The sequence below is a fragment of the Streptomyces sp. CG4 genome, assembly GCF_041080655.1.
Classification (GTDB): domain Bacteria; phylum Actinomycetota; class Actinomycetes; order Streptomycetales; family Streptomycetaceae; genus Streptomyces.
The window spans coordinates 444,706-465,815 of record NZ_CP163525.1; the positions used below are offsets into that span (position 1 = coordinate 444,706).

At 71.5% G+C, this 21,110-nt stretch carries 15 protein-coding genes and 1 pseudogene; 2 read left to right on the plus strand and 14 right to left on the minus strand.

Annotated features, from left to right (window positions below):
* Positions 1–73 precede the first annotated feature (73 nt).
* On the plus strand, positions 74–652 hold the full coding sequence (locus AB5L52_RS02050; RefSeq protein ID WP_351033006.1) for a TetR/AcrR family transcriptional regulator: 579 nt from the start codon (positions 74–76) through the stop codon (positions 650–652).
* 285 nt (positions 653–937) lie between these two features.
* On the opposite strand, the gene AB5L52_RS02055 is transcribed toward AB5L52_RS02050, so the two are convergent.
* The 10 genes from AB5L52_RS02055 to AB5L52_RS02100 form a co-directional block, all read right to left on the minus strand.
* Entirely contained in the window at positions 938–1,156 is a 219-nt protein-coding gene (locus AB5L52_RS02055; protein WP_351572659.1) for a hypothetical protein, read from the minus strand.
* Entirely contained in the window at positions 1,156–1,560 is a 405-nt protein-coding gene (locus AB5L52_RS02060) for a hypothetical protein (protein WP_351034003.1), read from the minus strand. Before AB5L52_RS02060 ends, AB5L52_RS02055 begins: the two co-directional genes overlap by 1 nt.
* A 56-nt stretch (positions 1,561–1,616) precedes the next feature.
* Entirely contained in the window at positions 1,617–3,080 is a 1,464-nt protein-coding gene (locus AB5L52_RS02065; protein ID WP_369362407.1) for a sensor histidine kinase, read from the minus strand.
* Complete coding sequence (locus AB5L52_RS02070; RefSeq protein ID WP_369362408.1) at positions 3,077–3,781, minus strand: response regulator transcription factor; 705 nt, start codon at positions 3,779–3,781, stop codon at positions 3,077–3,079. Before AB5L52_RS02070 ends, AB5L52_RS02065 begins: the two co-directional genes overlap by 4 nt.
* A 66-nt stretch (positions 3,782–3,847) precedes the next feature.
* Positions 3,848–4,876, minus strand: a complete 1,029-nt coding sequence (locus AB5L52_RS02075) for a cytochrome c oxidase assembly protein (protein ID WP_369362409.1) — start codon at positions 4,874–4,876, stop codon at positions 3,848–3,850.
* A 108-nt stretch (positions 4,877–4,984) separates the two neighbouring features.
* Positions 4,985–9,145, minus strand: a complete 4,161-nt coding sequence (locus tag AB5L52_RS02080; protein ID WP_369362410.1) for a molybdopterin-dependent oxidoreductase — start codon at positions 9,143–9,145, stop codon at positions 4,985–4,987.
* 247 nt (positions 9,146–9,392) lie between these two features.
* Entirely contained in the window at positions 9,393–9,950 is a 558-nt protein-coding gene (locus tag AB5L52_RS02085; protein ID WP_369362411.1) for a lamin tail domain-containing protein, read from the minus strand.
* A 355-nt stretch (positions 9,951–10,305) separates the two neighbouring features.
* Entirely contained in the window at positions 10,306–11,175 is an 870-nt protein-coding gene (locus AB5L52_RS02090) for an isocitrate lyase/phosphoenolpyruvate mutase family protein (protein WP_369362412.1), read from the minus strand.
* A gap of 133 nt (positions 11,176–11,308) precedes the next feature.
* Complete coding sequence (locus tag AB5L52_RS02095; RefSeq protein ID WP_369362413.1) at positions 11,309–12,706, minus strand: bifunctional transcriptional activator/DNA repair enzyme AdaA; 1,398 nt, start codon at positions 12,704–12,706, stop codon at positions 11,309–11,311.
* A 169-nt stretch (positions 12,707–12,875) separates the two neighbouring features.
* Positions 12,876–13,628 carry a dienelactone hydrolase family protein gene (locus tag AB5L52_RS02100; protein ID WP_369362414.1) on the minus strand — a complete coding sequence of 251 codons (753 nt, stop codon included), beginning with the start codon at positions 13,626–13,628 and terminating at the stop codon, positions 12,876–12,878.
* A 172-nt stretch (positions 13,629–13,800) separates the two neighbouring features.
* Here AB5L52_RS02100 and AB5L52_RS02105 point away from each other — a divergent pair.
* A pseudogene (locus AB5L52_RS02105) lies at positions 13,801–14,151 on the plus strand (hypothetical protein); the annotation flags it as partial.
* A gap of 128 nt (positions 14,152–14,279) precedes the next feature.
* Here AB5L52_RS02105 and argS read toward each other — a convergent pair.
* From argS to htpG, 4 genes are all read right to left on the minus strand, one after another.
* Positions 14,280–15,941, minus strand: a complete 1,662-nt coding sequence (gene argS, locus AB5L52_RS02110; protein ID WP_369362415.1) for an arginine--tRNA ligase — start codon at positions 15,939–15,941, stop codon at positions 14,280–14,282.
* Between the two features lie 272 nt (positions 15,942–16,213).
* On the minus strand, positions 16,214–16,840 hold the full coding sequence (locus tag AB5L52_RS02115) for a transcriptional regulator (RefSeq protein WP_369362416.1): 627 nt from the start codon (positions 16,838–16,840) through the stop codon (positions 16,214–16,216).
* A 922-nt stretch (positions 16,841–17,762) separates the two neighbouring features.
* Positions 17,763–18,977 (minus strand): beta-ketoacyl synthase, encoded by a 1,215-nt coding sequence (locus AB5L52_RS02120; RefSeq protein WP_369362417.1) that lies wholly within the window; start codon positions 18,975–18,977, stop codon positions 17,763–17,765.
* Positions 18,978–19,186: 209 nt separating this feature from the next.
* On the minus strand, positions 19,187–21,106 hold the full coding sequence (gene htpG, locus AB5L52_RS02125; protein WP_369362418.1) for a molecular chaperone HtpG: 1,920 nt from the start codon (positions 21,104–21,106) through the stop codon (positions 19,187–19,189).
* Between the last annotated feature and the right edge of the window lie 4 nt (positions 21,107–21,110).

Sequence of the window (21,110 nt, forward strand, 5' to 3'; positions counted from 1 at the left end):
TACCTGAGAACGTAACGGACAGCTGTCCGGTTAGCAAGGGCGAGGTTCGGTCACGAACTCTCGAGGAGGACGAGTGCCGCAGCAGAAGGACTCACCCCGGCGCTCGGACGCGCAGCGCAACCGCGAGCGCATCCTGGAGGTGGCGCTCGTCGAACTGTCGCGCTGCGCGGACGCCCCGCTGAGCGTGATCGCCAAGAAGGCCGGGGTCGGGCAGGGGACGTTCTACCGCAACTTCCCCAACCGCGAATCCCTCGTCCTCGAGATCTACCGCCACGAGATGCAGCAGGTCGCGGACAGCGCGACCCATCTGCTCAAGACCCGGGCACCGGACGAGGCCCTGCGCGCCTGGATGGACCGGCTCGCCGAGTTCGCCATGACGAAGGCCGGTCTGGCCGGCGCGATCCGGAAGGCCGTCGGCGCACCGGGCGGGCCGGCGAAGCCGCCCCACACACCAGTGACGGCAGCGGCGGAACTCCTGCTCCGCGCCAACGAGGAGGCGGGCACCATCGGGCCCGGCGTCACTCCGGAGGACTTCATGCTGGCCATCGCCGGCCTCTGGCAACTCGACCCGCACGACGACTGGCGGTCACGCGCCACCCGACTCCTCGACCTGGTCATGGCCGGCCTGCGCACCGGAGCACCGGGGACGTGACCACGGCTGCTTCGGCGGTCGATGCGACGGCGTGCGCTGCCCGGGAGCGCGGCATGGCTGGGGGACGAAGCCGTGCGGACTCGGGCCTGCTCGCCCTGGACGAGAACGGCACGGACGGTTTGGCGGACTACTTGTCTGCGGCTGACCGGCGACGGCGGCCGCATGCTCAAGGGCGACCTCACCCTGACTGCCACCCGCGACGGGCCAGGGCCGGGCCGCACGCGCCGCGGGGCGCCGGCCCGGTCACGGAGTGCGGGGAGCGCTGAGGGGCGCTCCCCGCACGGGTCAGCGGTCGGCGGTGCTCGTCGCGTCCCGGTCGGCCGCGGCGGCCGCGGACTCGGCCGAGTCCACCTTCTTCTGCATCTCTGCCAGTTGCGAGGGCCCGGCGGACGGGGCCGTGGCGGACGGGCTCTTCGGGGAGGCGCCGTCGTGGTGGGCGCAGCCCGCGGTGAGCGCCACCAGCGCCGCCGCCGTCGCGGCGAGGGCCAGGCGCCGGGCTCGCATCAGCTGGTCGCCTTCCCGTTGTCGTGGGCCTGGCACCAGGTCCTGACGGCTGTCAGGTCCTTCTGCCGCTGCTCCAGGTTGGTCCGCAGCGACTTGCGGAAGTCCAGCCGGTTCTGCAGGTAGGTGGCGATCTCGGTGTGGCCGGCCTTCTTCGCGTTGTCGACCCGCTTCTCCAGCCGCGCCAGCGAGCCGCGTGTTCCGGCTCCGGCGTCGAGCCGCTTCAGGGCTCGTTCGATGCGGCGGTCGATCTTCGGCACCCGCTTGCACAGCGCGCGGGCCCCGTCACCGGCCGGCTGCGCACTGGGCGTGCCGTCGGCCGCGGCGGCCGCCCCTGCCGTGCCGGCCAGCACCGCTGTCACGGCGAGCCCCGCGAGCAGCGTGCGCGTCCCTCGTCGTACGTACATCTGCCTCTCCGTTCACTTCCCCGGACGGCCAGGTGGTCCGTCCGTCGGGACGGAGGCTAGGGAGTGTCTTTGGGGAAACTCTGTGACCGGTTTGCCCCGGCTGTGCCGATGAGCCAGTCGCGCCGGTCCGGCAGCCCTCCGCCGCCCGGAGGCAGCCGCACCTCGAAGCGGGCGCCGACGCCGTCCGGTCCGTCCGTCACGCCGACGCTGCCCCGGTGCAGCGCCGCCTGCTGGGCGACGAGGGTGAGACCGAGCCCGGAGCCCGCGCTGTCCGGGCCGCGCCGGAACCGTTCGAAGATCCGGCGCCGGGCATCGGGCGGCACACCGGGCCCGTGGTCGTCCACGGTGATCAGCACCTGGTCCGCCGTCGCCCGCACACCGACCCGGACCCACGCCCGGCCCCGCGGGTCACGGCCGTGGGCCAGCGCGTTGCCGAGCAGGTTGTCCAGCAGCAGCCTGAGGCCGGGCTCCCAGCCGTGCACCGTGAGCCCGGGAGGGGCGTCCAGGGTGATCTCGGCGTCCGGGGCACGGCGGCGGGCCTCGGCGACGGCCGCGTCCGCCACATCGGCGAGGTCGACCCGGCGCAGCGCCTCCGCCTCCACCAGGTCCCCGCGGCCCAGCTCGCGCAGCATCACCAACAGGCCCTGCATCCGGGCGTGTTCGCACCGCAGGTCGGTGAGGACCTCGGTGCGGTCGGGTTCGGGCAGGCCCGGGTGGTCGGTGAGGATGTCGAGGTTGGTGCCCATGCTCATCAACGGGGTACGCAGCTCGTGCGCGGCGGCGGAGGAGAACGAGCGGGCGGTGTCCAGGGCCTCGGCGGTGCGGGCGGCCTGTTCGTCGTAGCGGGCGAGGACGGTCCGTACGGTGGCGGCCAGTTCGTCGACCTCGGTCACTCCGGTGCGCCGCTCGTCGAGGCGGGTGCTGCTGGTGCGCGGGTCGAGGCCGGCGGTGCGGCGGGTGAGGCGGCGCAGCGGGGCGCTCGCTCCTGCGGCCAGGCCCCAGGCGAGCAGACCCGACAGGGGTGCGGCGAGGACCGCGGTGAGGTTCACGCGGTCGCGTACGAGCCGGATCTGGGCGCGGTCGGCGGTGTCCGGCGAGAAGACCCACAGGGTGCCGGCGACGGTGGTGCCCCGCACGGGCCGGGCCAGGGCGCGCCAGCTGCGGGCTCCGTCGTGGACGGTGACGGGTCCGGCGGTCGGCGCCGGGAGGGTCACGGACGGGCCGGGCTGGGGGCCGCCGCTGAAGTCGGCGTCCGGTCCGACGACGCGTACGCCGACGTCGAGGGCCGCGCTGAACAGCTTGCGTTCCCTGGTGTCGGCGACCTTGGGCCGGCCGTTCTCCGAGGCCCGCAGCAGCAGCCGGGCGTCCGGGGCGATGGCGGTCGCCCGCTGCCGCAGATGCTGGTCCTCGGCGCGGTGCAGATCCCGGGTGACCAGGTTCAGCAGCAGCCAGCCGGAGGCCAGGACCAGCAGCGGGACGGTGCAGCCGACGGCGAGGCCGATACGGGTGGAGAGTCTCACGGTGTGTCCCGGGCCTCTCTGAGCACGAAGCCGACTCCGCGCACGGTGTGGATCAGCCGGGAGCGCCCGTCCGCCTCGAGCTTGCGGCGCAGATAGCTGACGAACGTGTCGACGGCGTCGGTGCGCACGTCGAAGTCGTAGCCCCATACCCGTTCCAGGAGCTGGTCTCGGGTGAGGACGAGTCCGGCGTTGCGGGCGAGCACCTCCAGGAGTTCGAACTCACGCCGGGTCAGCTCCAGCGGCCGGCCGGACCGCTCGACGATGCGCGCCGCCGGGTCGATGACCAGGTCCGCGACCCGCAGCACCGCCCGGTCGGCGGGCGGCCGGCGGCGCAGCAGCGCGTGCAGCCGCAGCACCAGCTCCTGCAGGGCGAAGGGCTTGACCAGATAGTCGTCGCCGCCCGCCTGGAGTCCGGCGATACGGTCGGCGGTCTCGTCGAGGGCGGAAAGCATGAGTACCGGCAGGTCCCGGCCCGCGCCGCGCAGCCTCGTGCACACCTCGATCCCGCTCATCCCGGGCATCGACACATCGAGCACCAGCACGTCCGGCGGTGCCTGGTCGATCGAGGCGAGCGCCACGGACCCGTCGGCGGCGGTCCGCACCACGAAACCGTTGAGCCGCAGGCCACGCTCCAGCGACCGCCGGATCGCCGCGTCGTCGTCGACGACCAGCACCGCCCCGGGGCACACGGTGTCCTTCATCCGCCCTCCTCATCGCCCGGTCAGGGTACGACCCGTCCCGGACCGGACGGGAGCAGGGTTTGCCGGTCACTTCTCCCGGTGCTGGCTCCGGATCCTGGCGGCCACCTCGTTCTGCTCGGTCTCCCACCAGGGCCGTACCCGTTCGGCGGCGGGGGCCTGAGCAGGGGTCTGACCGTGGTCCGGGGCGGGCGGGGCGACGGGGGTGAGTTCCGCGTCGAGACGGCGGTCGAGGGCCGCGTTCTGGACCCGCTCCGCGCGCGCCCACTGGAACAGGAGGGCCAGCAGGAAGGGCAGCGCGACCAGCTCTGCGATGCTGAGCATCGCGCCGCCGCCGATCTGCTGGTCGTGCCGGACGTCCGGTGACCAGCTCGGCGCGTGGTGCAGGTACCAGGCGCCCGCGATCAGCGTGCTGTGCGTCATGACGACGACGCCCGGGACCGCGTCCACGATGCCGTCCAGGAAGACCAGTGCCGCCCGCACCGGGTGGGTGCACCAGCGGGGCAGCGCTTCCTCGTGGGTCAGCATCGGTACGACGAACAGGCAGCCGGCCGTGAGCAGGTGCAGATACATCACCTCGTGCAGCCAGCCCACGCGCAGGGCGGTCGCGAAGTACGGCGTGAAGTACACCGTCAGCTCCGTGGCCAGCACCAGCGCCGTGCTGACCAGGGGGAAGGTCAGGATCCGCACCAGCCGCCCGTTCATGGCCCGGCGCACCCGACCGGCGGCGTTCTCCGGCAGTGCCTCGGCGGCGAGCCGCAGCGGGTCGCCGAGGGCCAGGCCCAGGGGCGTGACGAGGTCGAGGAGGATGTTCTGCACGGCGGCCGGCCAGAACAGCACATGGTCGTAGACGGCCAGCGCGGACATCGTGGCCACCACCAGTCCGCCCAGGCCGAGCAGCGCGAACGCCACCACCCGGGCGGGCGGCCAGGGCTCGCCCCGTCGGCGCAGCCGCGCGACGCCCCAGCCGTAGAGCGCGCCCAGGGCGATGACCAGCAGCAGCGCGGGGACGTCAAGGTGCCACGTGGTCAGCAGACGTCCGGTGGTCAGCTCCGGGAGCTGGCCGGCCGACAGTTCGGTCATCGTGCGACCATCCATGCAGATCGTCCTCCTTCGGCCCGACACGGAACAACCCGCTCGGATCCACAACGGGACGACGCTAGTCCCCCGCGTCCCGGAGCCGGGCATCGGGGTCCCGCACGGAGGTCAGTACACGTCGCGCACGTAGCGCTTGTCGGCGGCCAGCTGTTTGACGTAGGCCGCCGCCTCGGTCTCGGCCAGGCCGCCGTGCACGGTGGCGATCTCCCGCAGCGCCTGATCGACGTCCTTGGCCATGCGGGAGGCGTCGCCGCAGACGTAGAAGTGGGCGCCGTCGCGCAGCCAGGACCACAGCAGGGGACCGTGTTCGCGCATCCGGTCCTGGACGTAGACCTTGGCCCGCTGGTCGCGGGAGAAGGCGGTGTCCAGGCGGGTGAGCGTGCCCTCGGCGAGGAACGCGGTCAGCTCGTCCTCGTAGTAGAAGTCGGTCGCGCGGTGCTGTTCGCCGAAGAACAGCCAGTTCGGGGCGCGGTGCCCGCGGGCCCGGCGTTCCTCCAGGAAGCCGACGAAGGGCGCGACACCGGTGCCGGGGCCCACCATCACGGCCGGTGTGGCGGGGTCGGCGGGCGGGCGGAAGTGCGGCGCCCGCTGGACGCGGACCGGTACCGGGGTGCCGGGCTCGGCGTCGGCGAGGAAGGAGGAGCACACGCCCTGGCGGGGCCGGCCGGCCAGGTTCTCGTACCGGACGACGGAGACCGTCAGCGACACCAGGTGGGGGTCGGTCAGCGGGCTGGAGCATATGGAGTACAGGCGCGGCTGCAGCCGCCCCAGCAGCTCCGCCCACTCCTGTGCCCCGGCGCGGACGCCGAACTCGGCCACCACGTCCACGGCCTGCCGTCCCCAGGACCAGCGCGCCAGCTCGCCCTTGTTGTCCGGCCGCAGGAGCTTGCGCAGCTCGCGCGGGTCGCGGGTGCGGTCGGCGGCGAAGCGCAGCAGGTCGGGTGTGACCCGGGTGATGTCCAGGTGGCGCAGCAGGGCCTCGGCGAACGGCACCTCGCCGGCGTTCTTGACCTCGACGGCTGCGTCCGCGTCCAGACCGGTCACGGCCAGCCATTCGGTCACGAGTTCCGGCTGGTTCACCGGGTGTACGGCGAGGGCGTCGCCGGCCTCGTAGACCAGCGGGGTGTCGCTGTCCCGGGTGTCGAAGGTGAAGCGCCGGACCTCCTTGCCGGCGCCGGGCAGGCTCAGCAGGCGATTGCCGGTGAGGCGGGCGGTGGCGGGGGCCGGACGGCCCGGCCGGGCAGCGGCCGGGGCTGCGGGGACCGGGGAGGCGGCCGGCTGCTCGGTGCCCTTCGAGGGGGTGAGCACCTGGCCGTTCCGCAACGCGGTGAGCACCTGGTCGAGCCAGGCCCCCGCATCGGTCTCGTAGTCCGGTTCGCAGTCGGTGCGCGGAGCCAGCCGTATCGCGTCCAGTTCTTCCAGACGCCGGTCGAGGCGGCGGCCATGGCCGCAGAAGTCGTCGTAGGAGGAGTCGCCGAAGGCCAGGACGGCGTAGCGCCGCCCCTGCAGCCGGGGGGCGTCGGGCGAGGCGAGGGCGTCCCAGAATCCGGCGCCGTTGTCCGGGGCGTCGCCGTCGCCGAAAGTGCTCGTGATCAGCAGCAGGTCGGATTCGGACGGCAGCGCGGAGGGGTCGGCCTCTTCCATGGGCAGGAGGGAGGCGCGATGGCCGTCCGCGGCGAGCCGGTCCGCCGTCGCGGTGGCGAACTCCTCCGCGTTGCCGGTCTGCGACGCCCAGAGGATCACGACCTGGCGGCGGGGAGTGTCCGTGTGCGGGGCGGGCGGCAGCGGGGAGCCGCCTGCGCCGGGCGCGGTGGCGGGGGCCGCCTCGGACCTGGAGTACATCCCGGCCAGTACGCCGTTGACCCACAGGGCGTGTTCCGGGCTGAACGGGGCGTCCGGCGGCAGTACGGGCACGCCCGGGGTGCCGGAGGGGATGCCGGCGAGGAAGCCGATCAGATACCGGCGTTCGTGTTCGGCCAGCACGGGCGGCGGCGCCGGATCCAGCCCGAACGGGGCGAGAGCGGGTGGGGTGGCGGGCGGAACGACCTCACTGGGCGCCTCGGGAGCGGCCGGGGTGCTCACCGGGGCCGGAGCCCGGACCGTCACCGGGGTGGCCACCTTGGTCAGCGAGACGGCGCACACCTTGAGCTCGGGCTGGAACGACAGCGGGTCGACGGCGTCGCTGGTCACCGCGTTGACGCTCAGGTACTCGCCGAACAGGTCGTTCCAGTGGAACGGTGCGAAGCAGCAGCCCGGCCGCACCCGGTCGGTGACGACCGCGGGCAGGACGGCCCGCCCGCGCCGCGAGGCGACCTCCACCGAATCCCCGTCGGCGAGGCCCAGTCCGGCCGCGTCCTGCGGGTGCACCTCCACAAAGGGACCGGGGTCGAGCTTGTTCAGCTTGGCGACCTTGCCCGTCTTCGTCAGCGTGTGCCACTGGTGCTGGAGCCGGCCGGTGTTGAGGACGTACGGATAGTCGTCGTCGGGCATCTCCGCCGCGGGGATGTGCGGGCGGGCGTAGAAGACGGCACGGCCGCTCGCGGTCGGGAAGGTGGGCGAGCCGTCCTCGCCGACGTACCGGATCGGATTGCGGTCGGGCCCGTCCACGGCCGCCGCCGGCCACTGCACCGGTGTGCTGCGCAGCCTCTCGTAGCTCACCCCGCGCAGGTCCCAGCCGGTCGCCGGGTTCCAGGCGCGCTTGATCTCCTCGAAGATCTCCTCGGCACTGTCGTACGCGAACCCCTTCTCGTATCCCATCGCACGGGCCACGGCGGCGATGATCCGCCAGTCCGCCGTCGCCTCGCCGGGCGGATCGGCGGCGGGCCGGGCCAGGGTGAGATTGCGTTCGCTGTTGACGAGGACGCCCTCGGTCTCGGTCCACAGCGCGCCGGGCAGGACGACATCGGCGTAGGCGTTCGTCTCGGTCTCCGTGAACACGTCCTGGGTGACGACGAGTTCGGCGGCCTCCAGGCCCTCGATGACCGTCTTGCGGTTGGCGACGGAGGCGACCGGGTTGGTGCAGATGATCCAGCACGCCTTGATGTGTCCGTCGGCCATCTTCCGGAACATCTCGACCGTGCCCTTGCCGACGCCGTCGGCGCGCAGGGCGCCCGGCTCCAGCTCCCACAGCTCCTCGACGAAGGCCCGGTCGGCGTCCACGAGGACGGACCGCTGCCCGGGCAGCCCCGGCCCCATGTAGCCCATCTCCCGGCCGCCCATGGCGTTGGGCTGGCCGGTGAGCGAGAAGGGCCCGCTGCCGGGGCGGCAGATCGCGCCCGTGGCGAGATGCAGGTTGACCAGGGCGTTGGTGTTCCAGGTGCCGTGCGTGGACTGGTTCAGGCCCATCGTCCAGCAGCTCGCCCACTCCCCCGCCTCGCCGATCAGCCGCGCCGCTTCCCGTAGGTCGTCCTCCGGGATGCCGGTGATCTCAGCGACGGTGGCGGGCGGGTAGTCGGCGAGGAAGGCGGGCATCGCCTCCCAGCCCTCGGTGTGCGCGGCGATGAAGTCGGGGTCGGTGTGGCCGTTCTCCTGCAGCAGGTGCAGCAGCCCGTTGAGCAGGGCCAGGTCGGTGCCCGGCTTGAGCTGCAGAAACAGATCGGCCTTGGCGGCGGTGGTGGTGCGCCGCGGGTCTACGACGATCAGCCGGGCGCCCGCCGACTTCACCCGGTCCATCATCCGCAGGAAGAGGATGGGATGGCAGTCGGCCATGTTCGAACCGATGACGAGGAAGACATCGGCGTGGTCGAAGTCCTGGTACGAACCGGGCGGCCCGTCCGCGCCCAGCGACAGCTTGTAACCGGTGCCGGCGCTCGCCATGCACAGCCGGGAGTTCGACTCGATCTGGTTGGTCCGGATGAAGCCCTTGGCCAGCTTGTTCGCCAGGTACTGCGCCTCCAGGCTCATCTGCCCGGAGACATAGAGGGCGACCGCGTCCGGCCCGTGCGCGTCGGCGATCGCGCGCAGCCGCCGGCCGGTCTCGGCGACGGCGTCCGCCAGCGCCGCGGGCTGCGGTTCCTCGCCGCGTTCCGCTCGTACGAGGGCGGTGGTCAGCCGACCCGGGGCGGCGAGCATGTCCGCGGTGGTCGCGCCCTTGGTGCACAGTCGGCCGGAGTTCGCCGGGTGCGCCTTGTCCCCCGACGCCTTCAGGGCCGTACGCCGCCCGTCCGGTCCCCTGCCGATGTCCAGGACCATGCCGCAGCCCACACCGCAGTACGAGCAGACGGTCCGCACCGTCGTCGTGTCCTCGCTCCGCGAGCCCGGCGCGGCCACGGGCGCCTCCCCTCTCTGTGCTCGACCTGTTCTCACCCTTCGCAACCGTACGAACCCCGCATTACGCCGGTGTCTCCACCCCTGATCAGCAGGGGTTACGCCCACCGCACAGGGTGGGGAGCGCGGGTGTGAGCACGGGGGCCTGCGCAGACGGGCACATCGCCCGCGCCGCGAAGACGAGGGTGCCCGGTCCCGCGGTGAGCCGTCGGGACCGGGCACCCAGTGGTTGGTTCAGGGGACCAACGGGTCAGTGGCCGCGGACGTCGTGGCTGTGGGGGGCGGCGTCGCGGTGACGGACTCCCGCACGGTGGGACACGCTGCCGTGCTGCCGGCCGGTCTGCGCACTGCGGCGGCCCCAGGAGACGGCGTCGATGATCCGGCCGTGGGCGTCGCGCAGGGTCGCGCTGTCGGCGCTGACGTCCCACACGCGCGTGCGGAGGTCCTGGTAGAGGTCGGTCGCGGTGTTCCGGCCGACGCCGGTGTGGACACGGACGGTGGCCCGGCCCGCGAGCCGGACGTGGTGGAAGGTGTAGGTGTGGCCGTCCCGGTCGGACAGCTTCCAGTTGTCCAGGTTCATCGCCCGGCGGGAGCTGTTCGTGATGCCCACCCACTGCTTGTTCAGCGAGCTGTTGGCACGGTCGTCCCGGCCCTGCCGGTTGTGCTGCACGCTGCTGATGTACACCACTGCGTGCGGACGGACCGGCTCCCGGCCGGCGGCCACGGCCGAAGGCGCCACGGCACCCACTACGGCGGCGGCCACGGCAGCGGTCGCGGTCAGACGGCGGACGGAAGAAGAAACGGACACAAGGTCCCCCTTCAAAGGATGCGTACACCCGCGCCAACGCGACATGACGGCCGCGGACCGGCACGAGTGCGTTGAGCGAGTCGGCGGCCGGTCGGCCGCACACGCACACCCTGCAACCTTCGCCCGACTTTGTGCGGAAAACGCGCGTGGCATTACGGATCCAGCAGCAATCCATGACTCTCACATGCAAGGACCATTTATGTCCTGAAAGCTGGCGATTGACGAGACCTTGGGCTTAGGTGCCCGGAAGACACGAGCCCGAGGCACTCGGTCACCGGCTCGCGCCACCCCGCCGCCACGGGTGCGTTCACCCGAAAGTGAGTAACGCACCCATGGGCTGACCGGAGTAGCCGCGTCAGTGGGTCTTCGGGCCGTTCGCCGTGCGCCGTGCGGTCACCGCACTGTTCACCGTGCCGAAGTCCGCCGCGCCCGCCATCGCGCCGTAGGTACCCGAGCCCAACAGCTCGGCGGCCACGCGCTGGACGGTCCCGTACGCGGTCTGGGCGAGCGCGGTGCCCACGCTGACGCGGCGGACGCCGACTGCTTCGAACTCCTTCACCGGCGGCGCGCCCGGGCCCGCCATCACGTTGACCGGCAGGGAGCTGCGGCGGACCAGTTCGGCCACCGTGTCCACGTCCACGAGCCCGGGCACGAACAGGCTGTCGGCGCCCGCTTCGGCGTAGGCCGCCGCCCGGGACAGCACGTTCTCCACGCGGTCCTCCGGGGCGCCGATGCCGAACAGGAACACGTCCGTGCGCGCGTTGATCCACAGGCCGGACAGCCCCGCCTCCTCGGCTGCGGCACGGGCCGCGCGCAGTCGTACGGCCTGGTCGGGCAAGCCGTGGAGCGGCCCGCCGGGGGCGAGGGAATCCTCGAGATTGACACCGACCGCGCCGGCCGCGATCACCGCACGGACGGTGGCCGCGACGTCTTCGGCGCCGGGGCCGTAACCCCCCTCGATGTCGGCACTCACCGGCACGTCGACCGCGTCGGCGATACGCCGTACGGCCTCGGCCATCTCCTCCCGGGTCAGGCCATGGCCGTCGGACCGGCCCGCCGACCAGGCGATGCCCCCGCTGGTCGTCGCGATCGCCCGCGCACCCGCCTGGGCGATGAGCGCCGCGCTCGCCGCGTCCCACGCGTTGGGCAGCACCAGCGCGCGGCCGTCGGCGGGTGTGTGCAACGCACGCAGGGTGTCGGCCAGTTCTCGCTGGGCGTTGTTCATGTGCGGTCCCTTCGGCAGTGGTGAATGTCGGTCCGGCTCAGTTGGTGGACGTCGGGACGCGGCCTCGTCGGGTCGTCGTCCGGTCGTGCTGTGGCTTGTGTGCGTGCGGTGGCTTGTGCGGGGCGTGGCCCGGTCAGGCCATCAGCCCGGGAAAGTGCGCCATGGCCAAGTGGGTCGCGGCGAAGGCGCGCCAGGGGCGCCAGGCGGCGCCGCCCTCGCCGCCCCCAACGGCGTCATCGGACTCGGCGCCCGCCTCTCCCCCACGCGCCGCGTCCGCGCGGCCTACGGCCGGGAACGCGTCGTCGTAACCCAGTCGCATCGCGATGCACTGAGCCGTGTCCTCCGTGACACCAGGGACGGCGGCCAGGCCACGGATCAGGTCCGCCAGTGATGAACCGCCGTCGAACAGCGTGTCGTCGCGCGCGGCAGCCAGGGCCAGGGCCCGGACGGAGTCTGCCGTGTCCACCGGCAGTCCCGCACCCTTCAAGTCGGCTGCGGCCACGGTCTGAGCGGACGGGAAGAGGTGGGTCAGGCCGTGGCCGAGCCCTGGAACCGGCTGACCGGCGGCCTCGACGAGGGCAGCCATCCGTTCGCGCACCAGCGGCCGGCCGGCGTCCTGGTCGAGGACCGCGTCCACAGCGATCTCGAACGCTCCCCAGGCGCCCGGCACCCGCAGTCCCGGGCGGGCCGCGATCAGCGGGCCGACCAGCGGATCGTCGGCCAGGGCCGCCTCCGCCGGGGCCATGTCCGCGTCCACGCCGAAGATCCGGCCGACGCGCTCCACGACATGGATCAGCCCTTCCCAGAACGGCAGATGGGCTCGCAGCAGCAGATGGTCCGCGCCGCCCGCGCACACCTCCAGCAGCCCGGCCGCACCGTCCAGGCTGATCGTGCGCCGGTACACACCCTCCCGCACCGACTCCACGCCCGGTACGGCACGCTCGGCGAGGTACGCCAGCAGTGCGGGCCAGTGCAGCGGCGGTGCGAAGGGCAGCCGCAGCACCAGCCCGCCGTCCGCCACGAGCCGGTCCGCTCGCCTGCGCCGGCTGCGCAGTTCCACCGGCGAGGCCTGGAACACCTGCCGCATGTCCCGGTTGAACTGCCGTACGCTGCCGAACCCGGACGCGAACGCCACATCGGCGACCGTCAGGTCGGTGTCGTCCAGCAGCCGGCGTGCGAAGTGTGCGCGTCGTGAGCGGGCGAGCTGGTCCGGGGTCACCCCCAGGTGCTGGGTGAACAGCCGCCGCAGATGCCGGGGCGACACGGCGAGCCGGGCGCCGAGCGCGGCCTCGGTGCCGGTGTCCAGCGCCCCCGAGATGATCAACTGCACGGCCCTGCAGAGCAGTTCGGGAACGTCGGCGGCGACCGGCCCGGCCACCCGCCAGGGCCGGCACCGCAGACACGCCCGGAACCCGTTCGCCTCGGCCGCCGCCGGGAGCTCGAACATGCGCACGTTCTCCGCGAGCGGCTGTGACCCGCAGCCCGGTCGGCAGTAGATGCCGGTGGTGACCACGGCCGAGTAAATCGTCATGCCCCAGTTCTAGGCGATCGCCCACCCCTGATGCTGGCCAGATTCGGACGTGACGGTGACCACCACGAGGATCCGGGCTGATCCCATGGCGTGGCTCCCGCAGACGTCCCGTCAGCGCATTCTGCGGCATCGACCGCTCCCACGAAGGGGACGAACAGCAGGTTGGGTCTTACGGAGCCGTCTGTTTCAGGGTGCGGCCGAGGAGGGGCAGCAGGCGGTCCCAATGGCGCTGTAGTGCGGCGGGGTTGAAGGCGTCCGTGTCGGACATGGTGAAGCCGTGGACGGTGCCGGGGTAGATCTCGGAGGTGTAGCCGACACCCGCGGCGTCCAGGGCCTGGTTGAGCTCGCCGAGGGCCTCGGGCGTCATGTCGGTTTCGGCGTGGCCGAGGTGGACCTGGGCGGTGAGCCGGGAGAGGAGGCGGTGCCGGCTGTCCGGGTCGTCGGCGCCCACGGGGCCGTGGAATCCGGCGACGGCGGCCACTTGGCCGGGGTGGGCCGCGGCGGTGCGCATCGCCAGGAGGCCGCCTATGCAGTAGCCGGTCACCGCGACCGGTCCGGTGCCGACCTCGGGCTGGCCGGTCAGGAACCTGAGGTAAGCGTCGGCGTCGCTCAGGATGCGTTCGGCGGTGTGCGCCTCGATCAGGGGCATCACCTGGGCGATGACCGCGGGCCTGACCTCTTCTCCGATGTGCTCGGGAAGTTCGATCAGCGGTACCGGGCCGTGCCGGTAGAAGAAGTTGGGGACGAGCACGTAGTACCCGTGCCCGGCGAGTTCGCAGGCCATCTCCCGCAGCACGGGCCGTATGCCGAAGGCGTCCGCGTACATCAGCACCCCTGGGTGCCGCTCGCCACGGTCGGGGAAAGCGGCGAAGGCGTCTGCATGACCGTCCGCGGTGGGAATCTGCAACGTCTTGGTGGGCATGAATGCTCCTGTCGTGGTTGATGAGTCGAGCCTGTGATCAACACGACGGAGGTGGTGCCCGCGCAGCGGCGCAAGATCCTCGATCGAACAGCGGGCCCGCACCGGCCCGTACGGCACTCAGAAGAGCACCGGGTCACCAATCCGTGAGTGGCGCAACGCCGTCCCGGTAGTCATGGCCACACAGCATAGCCCAGCGCCCAAAGAGCCGACGGCGCTTGGAAACACTCCCCCGTTCGGAGAAGGCGCGCCAGCGGACGAGCGCGGAGCGCGGAAGCTGCTGGAGCGGCGGCCCTCGGCCACCCCCGGAATCGAGGCGGATGCCTCCCAACGCAAGGCCGGGGAAGTGGCCGACGCGCAGCGGCGCGGCGATGTGTCCCAGGAGACGGCGCCCGACGATCTCCTGACCATGGTGCTCGCCGCGGCCCAGGGGTGGTTCTGGGCCGCGGAGGGCGTCACCCCCGAGGAGTTCAGCCGGTCCTGGCCAGCACAGCAGCCGGCCCAGCACCGCGCGGCGGTCGTCGAAGCCGCCGCCCGCCGGCTGACCGAGCGGAACACCGGGGAGCAGCGGCCTCGCGCCTTGGCACATCGCGGAACGCCTCCGGGGAGTTGCGACCCCGCGCCGTGGCGCATGGGACAGCCGGCTCCGTCTGCCTACATCCGTTCCGGTGCCGTGACTCCGAGCAGTCGTAGTCCGTTGCACAGGACCAGTCTGCTCGCCTCCGTCAGCCACAGCCGGGCGCGGGTGAGGTCGTCCGCCTCCTCGTCGGCCCGTGGCAGGACCCGGCAGGCGTCGTAGAAGCGGTGGTACGTGCCGGCCAGCGCCTCCAGGTAGTACGCCACCCGGTGCGGTTCGCGCAGCGTGGCCGCCGTGGCCACGACCTGCGGGAACTCGGCCAGCATGCCCAGCAGGTCCACCTCCCGCTCATGGGTGAGCAGGGCAGGCTCGAAGTCCTCCGGAGCGCCCTTCCCGATCCCGGCTTCCCGCGCCTTGCGCAGCACGGAGCAGGGCCGGGTGTGCGCGTACTGCACGTAGTAGACCGGGTTGTCGTTCGACTGCCGGGTCAGCAGGTCGATGTCGAGGTCGATCATCGCGTCCACGCTGGCCCGGGCCAGCGCGTACCGCGCGGCGTCGACGCCGACCGCCTCGGTGAGGTCGTCGAGTGTGAGGACCGTACCCGCCCGCTTGCTCATCCGGACCGGTGTGCCGTCCTTGACCAGGTTCACCAGCTGGCCGATCAGGATCTCCAGATTCCGGTCCGGGTCATCGCCGAAGCAGGCCGCCATGGCCCGCATCCGGCCCACATAGCCGGCGTGGTCGGCGCCGAGCATGATGACGACCCGTTCGAAGCCCCGGGACCGCTTGTTCAGGTAGTACGCGCAGTCCGCGGTGAAGTACGTCCAGGAGCCGTCGCTCTTGACCAGGACCCGGTCCTTGTCGTCGCCGAAGTCCGTGGTGCGCAGCCAGACCGCGCCCTGGTCCTCGAAGACGTGACCGCCGTCGCGCAGGCGGGCGAGGGCGGCGTCCAGGTCGCCCCGGTCGTGCAGATCCTTCTCGTTGAAGTAGGTGTCGAAGTGGGTTCCGAACGCGGCGAGCGAGGTCTTGATCTCGTCGAACATGAGCTCCGTGCCCACCGCCCGGAACGCGGCGTAGCACTCGGTGTCCGGGAGGTCCAGGGCGCCGGGCCGCCTGCGCAGTACGGCTGCCGCGATCTCCTCGATGTAGGCGCCGCTGTAGCCGTCTTCTGGTACCGGTGAGCCGTGCGCCGCGGCGAGCAGTGAGCGCACGAAGCGGTCGATCTGTACGCCGGCGTCGTTGAAGTAGTACTCCCTCGACACATCCGCGCCCGCAGCTTCGAGCAGCCGGGCCAGCACATCGCCGACGACCGCCCAGCGGGCTCCGCCGATGTGTACCGGGCCGGTGGGGTTGGCGGAGACGAACTCCAGGTTGAGCCGCAGGCCGCCGAGCCGGTCGGTGCGGCCGTAGGCGTCGCCGGCCAGGACGATGTCCCGTGCCAGGGCGCCGATCGCCGCGCTCTCCAGCGTGATGTTCAGAAATCCGGGGCCCGCGACCTCGGCTTTCGCGACTCCGGCGGCCGCGCCCACCAGGGGCGCCAGCACCTCGGCGACGGCCCGGGCAGGCAGACCCGCCGACTTGGCGAGCTGCAGGGCGACGTTGGTCGAGTAGTCGCCGTGGCCGCGGTGCCGGGGGCGCTCCACGCGGATCTGCTCGGGCACCTCGGCTGAGATGCGTCCGGACTGGAGGGCCGTGTGGATGCCGTCGGAGATGACGGCTACGAGATCTGCTGGAGTCACGCGCCCGACGCTAGCGGAGCCGACGGGGTCGCTGACATCGAATTTTCCGAGGCGGGGGCGGCGTGCGCCGCTCGCCGGGCGGGAGTCGCCCGGCAGATGCCGGAGATTGAGAGGCCGATACGGGAGTGGTGAAGCCGTTGCCGCGAGTTGAGGGGCCGCTGCTCACCAGCCGGTGACGCGTTCCCATACGGGGTGTCCGGAACGGCCAGGGCGTTCACAGGCGGGTTCGCGGAGGGCTGTCCGCTTCCTTCGGAAGGGCGGGGTCCTGGCGGCTACTTCGCGTAGTTGTAGACGGTCGCGCGGGACACACCGAGCAGGTCCGCGATGGTCTGTGCCGCATCGCGGGAGGCGAAGTAGCCGTCGCGCTGGAGCTGTCGCACGAGTGCCTTCTTGTCCTCCCGGCTCAGCGACCGGGGCGTCGCGGCGCGCTCCGCGGCATGCGCCTCCACCGCCTGGCGCAGTTCGCGCGCGTTGCGGTCCCGGAGCGTCTCCAGGGGCTGGTCGCGGTGCTCGGTGTCCGTGGCCACCAGGTTGGACAGCGCGAGGGTCACCGGTGACAGGACGGACACGTCGAGGTTCAGGCAGAGGGCGGCGACGTACTCCCCCGCGGCGTTCTTGATGCCGATCGACGTGCTCTTCGCCGGGCGACCGTCGGGGAACTGATTGGGGTAGTTCTGGATCACGCTCGGGTAGTGGGGATCCTGGATGCGAGCCAGGCCCAACTCCGTGGCGGAGTCGCCGACCTGGCGGCCGGAGAGGTTGTTCTCGATCGCCCGAATCGCATGCTCCGGATCCCGCAGATCGTGTAGCACCACTTCGCACAGGCCTGGGAACATGCGCCCCAACGCTACGGCGATCTTCTCGGCCTCACCGATGAGGTGTGCGTCAGCCTCGTCCACGGAAACCTCTCGGCAAGATGCGATTAGACCAACCGTCCATTCCTAGATTGTCAGTCTAGAGGAGACGCGGCGATTGTCCAGCAGGCTCGTCGACTGGGCCAAGTCGGAACGTGCACGACTATGTGGAGCACAGCCTGCACGGCATCGACGGCGATCTGTTCGTCTACCACTACTACTACGACGCCAACGACAACGGCGCCCCGAAGCTGGGCCTCAACCTGCTGAGCTCGGGATGGCGAAGGCCGCCGTTGCTCTGGCCGGCGGGGCGGCCTCATCGCTCGATTGCAAGGCGAGGCTTCCTCAGCCGACGCTGCCGGGTGCCGCTCAGTCGACGTCGGAGCCCGGGCGGCAATGTGACCTGCCGACGTCGGTGCTGCCGCCGAACGCGTACGTGGAGCAGGAGACTCGTGCGACCGGACGGTCCGTCAGCGTCTGTACCCTGCACGGCAGTGGAGGCGACCTCGACGTCATCACCATCTCCGACGACCCCGGACTGGCCGAGACCTTCACGGGGCTTACCCGCACGCTCCGATCCGGGCGGTTGCTCACACCGCAGTGCGACGGGTACGCCGGGAACCAGGAGGCGGAAGTACACCTCCTGTGCCGACGGGGCTGTCGGCCCTCGCCCCTGCCGGCACGACGGTCGCCGGCATAGCCCGCAGCCGCTCGTGCTGCTCACCACCGGATCTTTCGTGACCGTGTTCGCGCCGGGCCCAGCCGCCGCTCCACGACTCCTGCCCGATCCTGCCCCGAGGACGGCCCCGAGGCCTGCCCCACCGCTGCGCGCTCCTCGCCCTCCTCGCGATCGCCGCCCTCCTCGTCATGACGGACCAGTTCCTGCTCTGGCCGCTCGTCATCACGGCGACCGCGCCGGGCTGTGCACGACGGCGCCGAGCTGCCGAACCCGTTGTCTGACGCCAGGTCAGCTCGTGAAGACTAGCGTCACGTTGTGGCCGCCGAAGCCGAAGGAGTTGGCCAGTGCCGCCGGCCACCGCCCCGTCCGGTTCGTGCCCTGTACGACGTCCAGCTCGATCCGCGGGTCGATCTTCTCGAGGTTGCGGGTCGCCGGCACGACGCCCTCCTTGAGCGCCAGCACCGCGGCCAGCGCCCCGACGGCTCCGGACGCGCCCAGCATGTGGCCGGTCATGGACTTCGTCGCCGTCACCACGGGGTGCGCGCCGACGGCCCGGCGGACGGCCTCCGCCTCCGCCAGGTCACCGGACTCGGTGGAGGTGGCGTGGGCATGGACGAGTCCGATGTCCTTCGGGCTCAACCCGGCGTCCCTCAGGGCCTGTTGGATGGCGAAGACCTGGCCGTCCGCGTCGGAGGCGGTGATGTGACGAGCGCTGGAGGTCACAGCGCTGCCTGCGAGGGTTCCGTGTACCCGTGCGCCACGGGCCCGGGCGAATCCGGGACGTTCGAGGACCAGCATCCCGGCGCCCTCCCCCATGACGAATCCGGAGCGTTCGGCGTCGAACGGCCGGGACACCGACGCCGGGTCCTCGGACCTCGTCGACAGTGCCTTCATCTGGGCGAAGGCGGCGATGGTGAAGGGGTGCAGACAGGCTTCCACACCGCCGGCCACGACCACGTCCACACGGCCGCTGCGGATCAGGTCCTGGCCCAGGGCAAGGGCCTCGGCACCGGAGGCGCACGCGCTGATCGGCGTACGGGCCCCGCCCTGCGCGCCCAGGTCCATGCTGACGCAGGCCGCCGGCCCGTTGGGCATGAGCATCGGGACGGCGAACGGCGACAACCGACGTACGCCGCTCTGTTCGAAGATGTCGTCCTGCCCCAGCGTGGTGAGGACGCCTCCGGTGCCGGTGCCGATGACGACGGCCAACCGCTCCGGCTCCACCTGCGGCAACCCGGCGTCCTGCCAGGCCTCGCGCGCGCTGAGCACGGCGAGTTGCTCGCCCCGGTCCAGCTTTCGCGCCTCGACCCTCGGGAGCGACGCCGCAGGATCGACCGGAAGCCTGGCCGCGACATGCACCGGCAGACCGGCGGCCCACTCCTCGTCGAGGAGGGAGACACCGGATGTCCCGGACAGCAGTCCCGCCCAGGTCGAGGAGGCATCGGCCCCCACCGGCGTCATCGCGCCGACACCCGTGACCAGCACCTCACCGCGGTCGTTCATCTCAACCCCCATGAGTTATGGGACCTCCACAAGATCTTCGTTGCTTTCATCGAGATCATTTCAAAAGGCCGGGAGGCTGTCAGGGCAGGCCAGGGAAGAATTTCGCCGCACCGGTTTGTTGTGTCTTCACAAGACGGAGGCTGGTGCACACGCACATCGGCGGCCTGTCCCGGGGTCGGGACAGGCCGCCGATGTCTGGCGGGGCCGGGCTACAGCGCGCGTTCCAGGCGGTCCGCCATGAGCTTGACGAAGCGGGACGGGTCCTTTGGCTGGCCACCCTCGGCGAGCACCGCCAGGCCGTGCAGGAGTTCGGCGGTCTCGGTCAGCTGCGAACGGTCCTCACGCTCCTTGTAGGCCTGGTTGAGGCCCTTCACCAGCTGATGGCCGGGGTTGAGCTCCAGGATCCGCTTGGCCCGGGGCACCTCCTGGCCCATGGCCCGGTACATGTTCTCCAACGCCGGGGTCAGTTCGCCCGCGTCGGAGACGACACAGGCCGGGGAGACGGTGAGGCGGGAGGACAGACGTACCTCCTTGATGTCCTCGGCCAGTTGCTCGGTCATCCAGCCGAGCAGGCCGGCGTACTCCTCGGTCTGCTTCTCCCGCTCACCGTCGGCGGTGTCGTCGCCCTTGTCGTCGAGGTCGATCTGCCCCTTGGCGACGGAGCGCAGTTTCTTGCCCTCGTACTCGCCGACGGCGTCGGCCCACACCTCGTCGACGGCGTCGGTGAGCAGCAGCACCTCGATGCCCCGGTCCCGGAAGGCCTCCATGTGCGGGGAGTTCTCGATGCTCTGCCGGGACTCGCCGGTCAGGTAGTAGATGTCGTCCTGGCCGTCCTTCATCCGCTCCACATACTGCTTGAGCGTGGTCGGCTCGGTGTCGTGGTGCGTGCTCGCGAACGAGGCGAGGGCGAGGATGGCGTCACGGTTCTCCGCGTCGGTGACCAGCCCCTCCTTCAGAACGGTGCCGAACTCGCCCCAGAACGTGGCGTAGCGGTCGTGGTCCTTGGTCATCATGTCCTTGACCGTGGACAGGACCTTCTTCGTCAGCCGTCGCCGCATCATCTCGATGTGGCGGTCCTGCTGGAGGATCTCGCGGGAGACGTTGAGCGAGAGGTCGGCCGCGTCGACGACGCCCTTGACGAAGCGGAGGTACGGCGGGAGCAGCGCCTCGCAGTCGTCCATGATGAACACGCGCCTGACGTACAGCTGCACACCGCGCCTGAAGTCCCGCGTGAACAGGTCGTGGGGCGCGTGCGCGGGGAGGAACAACAGCGCCTGGTACTCGAAGGTGCCCTCCGCCTGGAGCCGGATCGTCTCCAGCGGGTCGCGCCAGTCGTGGCCGATGTGCTTGTACAGCTCGTGGTACTCGTCGTCGGACACCTCGTCACGCGACCGCGCCCACAGCGCCTTCATCGAGTTGAGCGTCTCGGGCTCGGGCGCCTCGTCGCTCTCGTCGGCCGCGCCGGCCGCGCCGGAACTCTCGGGCACCATCCGGATGGGCCAGGTGATGAAGTCCGAGTACCGCTTGATGATCTCCCTGATCTTCCACGGGGAGGTGTAGTCGTGAAGCTGGTTCTCGGGGTCGGCGGGCTTGAGGTGGAGCGTGACCGACGTGCCCCGCGGCGCGTCCTCGGCCGGCTCCAGCGTGTACGTGTCCTCGCCGCGCGACGTCCAGCGGGTGCCGTGGGCCTCGCCGGCGCGCCGGGTCACCAGGGTGACCTCGTCCGCGACCATGAACCCCGAGTAGAACCCGACACCGAACTGGCCGATGAGCCCTTCCGCCCCTGCCGCGTCCTTGGCCTCCCGCAGTTCCTCGAGGAACTTCGCGGTGCCGGAGTTGGCGATGGTGCCGATGAGCTGCCCGACCTCGTCGTGCGACATCCCGATGCCGTTGTCCCGCACGGTGAGGGTGCGGGCGGCGCTGTCGGTGTCGATCTCGATGTGCAGATCGGACACATCGGCGTCCAGTGCGTCGTCCCGCAGCTTCTCCAGACGCAGCTTGTCCAGTGCGTCGGAGGCGTTGGAGACGAGCTCCCGCAGGAAGACGTCCTTGTTCGAGTAGACCGAGTGGATCATCAGCTGCAGCAGCTGACGGGCCTCTACCTGAAACTCGAGCGTTTCAGTCGGCATGTTC